Source organism: Aerococcus sp. UMB1112A (assembly GCF_030230715.1).
Taxonomy (GTDB): Bacteria; Bacillota; Bacilli; order Lactobacillales; family Aerococcaceae; genus Aerococcus.
In genome coordinates this window covers 1-5,761 of the sequence record NZ_JASPDS010000037.1, presented here as the reverse complement: position 1 = coordinate 5,761, position 5,761 = coordinate 1, and the positions used below count along the sequence as shown (strand labels likewise).

The 5,761-nt window shown below is 48.4% G+C and carries 4 protein-coding genes; all 4 read right to left on the bottom strand.

Annotated features, from left to right (window positions below; translation table 11 throughout):
- Positions 1 to 168: 168 nt before the first annotated feature.
- Positions 169 to 1,416: an A/G-specific adenine glycosylase gene (mutY, locus tag QP860_RS10260; RefSeq protein ID WP_284912759.1), complete on the bottom strand. Its 1,248-nt coding sequence runs from the start codon at positions 1,414 to 1,416 to the stop codon at positions 169 to 171.
- A gap of 1 nt (position 1,417) precedes the next feature.
- The gene (gene recX / locus QP860_RS10255) at positions 1,418 to 2,461 is read right to left on the bottom strand and encodes a recombination regulator RecX (protein WP_284912757.1); all 1,044 of its coding nucleotides are present in this window, start codon (positions 2,459 to 2,461) and stop codon (positions 1,418 to 1,420) included.
- A 504-nt stretch (positions 2,462 to 2,965) separates the two neighbouring features.
- Complete coding sequence (locus QP860_RS10250; protein ID WP_284911292.1) at positions 2,966 to 3,682, bottom strand: hypothetical protein; 717 nt, start codon at positions 3,680 to 3,682, stop codon at positions 2,966 to 2,968.
- 284 nt (positions 3,683 to 3,966) lie between these two features.
- The gene (locus tag QP860_RS10245; protein WP_284911291.1) at positions 3,967 to 5,511 is read right to left on the bottom strand and encodes a ClC family H(+)/Cl(-) exchange transporter; all 1,545 of its coding nucleotides are present in this window, start codon (positions 5,509 to 5,511) and stop codon (positions 3,967 to 3,969) included.
- Between the last annotated feature and the right edge of the window lie 250 nt (positions 5,512 to 5,761).

Below are 5,761 nucleotides of genomic sequence, written 5' to 3'. Positions count from 1 at the left end.
CAGAAATAGCTCGAAGATAAATCCGTCGATTTACCTTCGAGCTAATCTTAGTATGTTTAGTCGGGTTCGCAAGAGCAAACTTGAAGTGACTTCATCCAATCGAAACGATCGGCTAAAGCCGCTCTTTTTTCGTTTGGGCTCCAGTCATTCAAGTCTAAGCGCTCTTGCTCACACCCTGTTTTTTTCATAGGCTTGCCAGATTTTCATTTGGACGGTGGGGAAGGCGTGTTGGGTCATGTCGCTGAGTTTGAGCCAGGACCAGTTGCTGGCTCCTTGCTTGGATAGGCGGTCGATGACTTGGTCAGCATCTTCCTTTAGCTGGCCTTGGTAGACCCGGATATGCCAGACTTGGTGGCTGAAGACGTGTTTGACTTCGGCGAGCTGGCGCTTGTAGAAGATAGGACTGACATGGTAGTGGGTTTGGCTTTCGGCAAGTAAGTTGTCGTAGATCGCCTGGTCGTCTTCAGCCACTTGGTCGGCGAAGAGAGGACCGAGTGGCGCGTCTCCTTTAGCCGCCTCCTTGCGCTCAAGGAGGGGGACGGTCCACATCTTAGCCAATAAACCCGTTTCAGGGCGCTGGCAAATAAGGACCCGCCCAGCTTTATCTTCCAATACCAAGGCATCATAGTAGTAATGCTTGGCCTTGGCTTTTTTGCTCTTGACAGGATAATCCAAGGTCGTCCCCGTTAAAGTCGATAGGTTGAAGTCTCTTAGGGGGCTAGCTTCAGGATTAGGATCCTTGGCCCTTTGATAACTCGAACCTAGGTCCATAATGGCTTGGTTGAAGTCACCTGGACGTTTGGGATCCACGAGATACTCGCCCAATGCCTGAAAAATCTTCCGGTTCTTAGCCTGGGCAATGTCTGCACTCACTGTAAAAAGCCGGGCGAAGACCCGCATGGCATTGCCATCGATAGCTGGTGTCACGACATTGAAAGCAATCGAAGCGATGGCCCCTGCTGTATAAGGACCAATCCCCTTAAGTGATTGGATTTCCTTTAAGTCACTGGGGAATTCACCATCGTAATCGTCCATAATGGTTTGGGCAGCCGCCTGCATATTGCGAACCCGAGAATAATAACCCAAGCCTTCCCAGGCCTTTAATAGGTCCGCTTCTTCAGCTTGAGCCAAAGCCTTAACATCCGGAAACTTTTGCATAAAGTTCTGATAGTAAGGGATAACCGTGTCCACTTGGGTCTGTTGGAGCATGATTTCAGAGACCCAGACGGCATAGGCTGATTTCGATTCGCGCCAAGGAAGGCTGCGGCCATGTTGGTCATACCAATCCAGCAAAGCGGTCTGAAACTTCTCATTAGTCTTAGGCCCCCAGACTTGGACGCCATGGATATCTGGGCCCAAGTCTTCAATTGCACTCCGCCCCAACCAATCTTCGGGCTTATGGTCTTGTATCTGCAAATTATCCCTCTTCCTTCTCCATCACTTGGTCTAGCCATTGCTTAATCGCCCCGGCTTCAAAGCCCCTCCGGTAAAGCTGTTGTTTGACTTTAAAATAGCGTTCTTTAGGGTCTAGGCGGCGGTACTTGCGCCAGTACTTCTGGCCTTGCTGGTCCAATTTATCATCTTCTAGATCGTCATCAACAAGGTCTTGACTCGCTCTTTGGACCGCTTGCTTGGCTGCATCACTATCGAAGCCCTTCTGCATCAAATAACGCATTGTGCGCTGTTCACTATCGCGCTGGGCATATTTTCGCATTTGTTGCTTCAAACGTTTAGACGCCAGCTCTTCAATATTGTCCTGGGCAGTTTGGTCATCATACTCCTCCAGAGCTTGTTGGATGGTCGACTCGCTGAGGCCCTTTTCCTTTAATTTGCGCTGAATTTGACCGGGCCCCTTCTTCTGCAGGCGCATAGCCGTCCGGGTATAGGACTGGCCATAAACCAAGTCATCGACGAGTCGCAGTTCTTTTAAGCGCTGGATAGTTTGGTCAATCACCCCTTCAGGCCAATCATCACGCTGGAGCCGTTGACGGATCTCCTTCTCCGAACGCAATTGATGACTCAGATAATTCACTGCTGTCTGATAGGCCTGGGCAGCGGCTTCAGCTACTTGGATCTCAGCTACTTGCTCAGCACTTAAGACCTGACCCTTGGCCAAAGCAAACTTAACCAGGGTCGCTTCACTTACAGGAAAGGCATAGCTTTGGTTGAGATAAATATTAAAGCGATGTTTGCGCCGCTTTTGCGCTTCAATCTTGGTGATTTCACCGGACAGCTCTGCTTCTTCAGACTTTTCCTGGTCATTGTCTGTTCGCGGAGGCTGCGGTTTTTGATCTATTTTTTTGGCTTTCAGCGCTTGCGCTGCTTGGACCAAATCTTGAGCCTGGCGGGGCTTCGCCTTCTGTTGACTTGCTTTCTTAGCCTGATCAGCGGAGTTTTTTTTCACATGATCGCCGGATAAGTCTGAGAGCCGCACTGGGCCTTGGTAGTTCTTCTTTGCCATAGCTGAGCCTCCTTTCACTATAGAGTCTGGGCAAAAGATCTATCCTCTTTTTTAATAACAAACTTCTTTCAAAAATCTGTTCCAAAAGTCAGTCCTGACACCCACTTCATATAGGGTGAGAGGGAGCGCGGCTAGAAGTGGACCTCTGGAGCAAAGAGACAAAGAAGACTGAAAGTCTTCGGCGGATCTTTGTGAAGAGGAGCCACTTCTGCGCGACCGAACCCGACTATCAGGGTGAGAGCAAGACCGGTTAGACTTGAATGACTGGAGCCCAAACGAAAAAGAGCGGCTTTGGCTGATCGTTTCGATTGGGTGAAGTCACTTCAAGTCTGCTCTTGCAAACCAAACTTCGAACTATGTCCAAGCCTTGCTCAAGGCTTGGATATAATTCGCGGACAGCTGCTATAGCTGTTCGACGCCCAGCGAGTTACAGATATCGTAAGCGTTAGCTGATTCAGGCCTAAACGACTTTTGTCATACTCTCCTACTATAGCATACTTTAATCTAATGGATAAAGTCTAAGACCCGTTCATGCCAGAGCTCCAGCTGTTCACTGTAACGCTCCCTATGGATGTCTTCAGCTGTTTGGTAGAGCTCACTAAATTGGTCAGAAGCTTCAGTGTAGAGCATTCTTTGGAAGAGGTGACTATTCTCTAAATCTTCTATTTTGAAATAAGGGGGCTGCTTAGGTGTATGCAAGAGGACCGACATATTGAGAAAGACCCAGCTTAAATAAGCCTGTCTAACCAGGTGAATAAAACGGCTAGGACGCACGTCGAGGGTTAGGTGAATATTGGTCATCCCCTCCACAATGGTGTGGCGACTCTTCTCCTTCAAATTAGGCAGACGGTAAACCTGATGGAGAGCTAGCCAGGAAGGACTACCCCGCTTAACAGATTTCAAAGGAACAAAGATTAAATCCGCACTCACGACAGGCTGAAAAGGTTTCTTTGTCAGTTTCTGATGGAAGAACTGTTCCTTAGCCATCCGCTCGCTATAATTCTGGATCAGGATTTCCGGCTTTGATTGGGTCCTAAAGATTGACCCGTCACTACATACCACCAAGGTACGACCAGCCTTGCGGTCAGCATCTGCTTGGTAGTGGAGATAGACCACCTGCTCGCGAAGATTCAGCGTCTTTACACGTTTAGCTCGCTTGTAAAGAGCTTCAAGGTCCTCGGTCACAGAAAAATCGGCCACCAAAGTCTGAGTTCCTAACATTACAAGTATACCTCCAATTAATCGTATTTTATCGTCTAAAAACATAAAATTTTAGACACTTATAGACTAGCAAATTTTTACTCCATCTGGGGATTTTTCATGAAAGATTTACATTTCTTTTACCTAAAAATTACATAAGCCCAACCATTGCTTAAGCATCCCTTTCATAAAATGTTTGCCAAATAAAAAGAACAAGCACTTTCTAAGCGCTCGTTCTTTTAGACGAATCATTGCTTATTTTCTTTTGCGATACATTATTGTTTCGTCTCTATAAAATACTTGGCCTAGGTCTTGGCAGCCTCTCGGAAAAGCTTCTTGGTAGCTGCTAAATGATCCTTGGAGGTCACAATCAGGAGCCGGTCTTTAGCTTGGATGGTAGTTGCCCCCTTAGGCACAAGGCTGGCCCGACCGCGCACAATAGAAGCGATGAGAATTTCTTGGGGGAGGTCCAGGTCGGCTAGTTTCTTCCCCGCTAGCGAAGAAGTCAGGGGCACATCAAACTCCAAAATAGCGGCTTCCTTTTCTTTATGGTCTTGGGGGAGAGGCCGCATACGGTCATAGAGGCTATCGTAGATAGGGGCCACCTTGAGGGCTTCTGCAAGCAGATAAGCTGTGATGGCCACAATGGCTACAGGCAGGAAGTTCTGCAAACTCCCCACCATCTCTAGGACAAGAACCATGGAAGTTAGTGGCGAACGGACGACTGCCGTCAGGACCCCTGCCATGCCTAGAACGACAAAATTAGCTAAGAGATCAGGATCTAAATCGATAAATAGGCTGAAAACTTGGAAGCTGGCTGCCCCAGTCAAACATCCCATCACGAGGGTGGGCAAGAAGATCCCGCCCGGTGTGGAAGTCCCATAACAGAAACAGGTGAAGAGTAGTTTTCCGACGAGGACTAGGATTAAGCTTTTAAGGGGCCAAGGCATCTCTAAATACTGGTAGACCAAGTCATGCCCGCTACCCGCCAAGGCGGGGAAAGCCCACACAATAAGCCCCGTTAAGAGAAACCCTAGGGCAATCCGAACCACAACATTTGGGAAGTGCTTCTGTAAAAAACGCTGGAACGCTAAAAGAACCTGATTGAAGGTCGTCCCCACTAGGGCTGTCACAAGACCCAGGATAATAATTAAGTAATAACTAGTTTGGGGAAGAAGTTGGTCCATTTTGATCGCAAAGGATGGGGTCAAGCCAAAGACCCACTTGGATACCAGGTCGGCACTGATGGATGCCAAGAGAGCAGGAATAAGAATAAAGGGGGAGATATTCTTATGGACTTCTTCAACCACAAAAAGGGTCGAGGCAATCGGTGCATTGAAGGCAGCTGACAAGCCGGCGCTGGCTCCCGAGGTTAGAAGGATACGCTGGCTCAGGTCGCCATGCTTGCGCCATTTAGTATAGGCCTTGCTGATTGCCGCCCCGATCTGGATAGATGGCCCTTCCCGCCCCAGGGACATCCCCGCTAGCATGGCCATAAATCCCCCCAGATATTTAGAAAAGAGCGTGGGCAGAGGCCGCATAGACATCTCACCCAAAAGTTCGCCTGACACCTGGGGAATCCCAGACCCACTGGACAGGGGCGCCAATTGGACGAGAATACCCGTTAAGGCCCCCATTATCCCTAAAAATAAAAAAAGACCAATTAGCCAAGGAAAATTCGTCATCTGGTAGAGAGCCTGCTGCCAGGTCCCAGCATAAGTCAGGATATAGCGGTAAGCCACCGCCCCTAAACCAGCCAGGATCCCTACCAAGATCCCCTCCGCGGCTAGCGCCAACTTCGAGCTCGATTGTTTGAAAGCAGCGCTCAATTGTTTTTGATTGGATTCCAACACAATCCCTCCTTGAAATAAACTACTCTTAGTATAGCACAGGCAAAAGCTTTGTATTTGTTAAAAAAGGGTGTGAGACTTGGCGTTCAGGCTTGGATGATTGGAGCAAGTAAGGATAAGAGCGAAGCATTCGCTCGCTCCTTACTTGTGAAATCACTCCAAGTCTGCCAAGTCGAACCCGACTAAACATACTAAGATTAGCTCGAAGGTAAATCGACGGATTTATCTTCGAGCTATTTCTGTTTTCAGA

What these genes read in the sequence shown, in the direction of transcription:
- recX (WP_284912757.1), bottom strand. Translation starts at nt 2,461, where the DNA reads ATGGCAAAGAAGAACTACCAAGGCCCAGTGCGGCTCTCAGACTTATCC.
- QP860_RS10250 (WP_284911292.1), bottom strand. Translation starts at nt 3,682, where the DNA reads ATGTTAGGAACTCAGACTTTGGTGGCCGATTTTTCTGTGACCGAGGAC.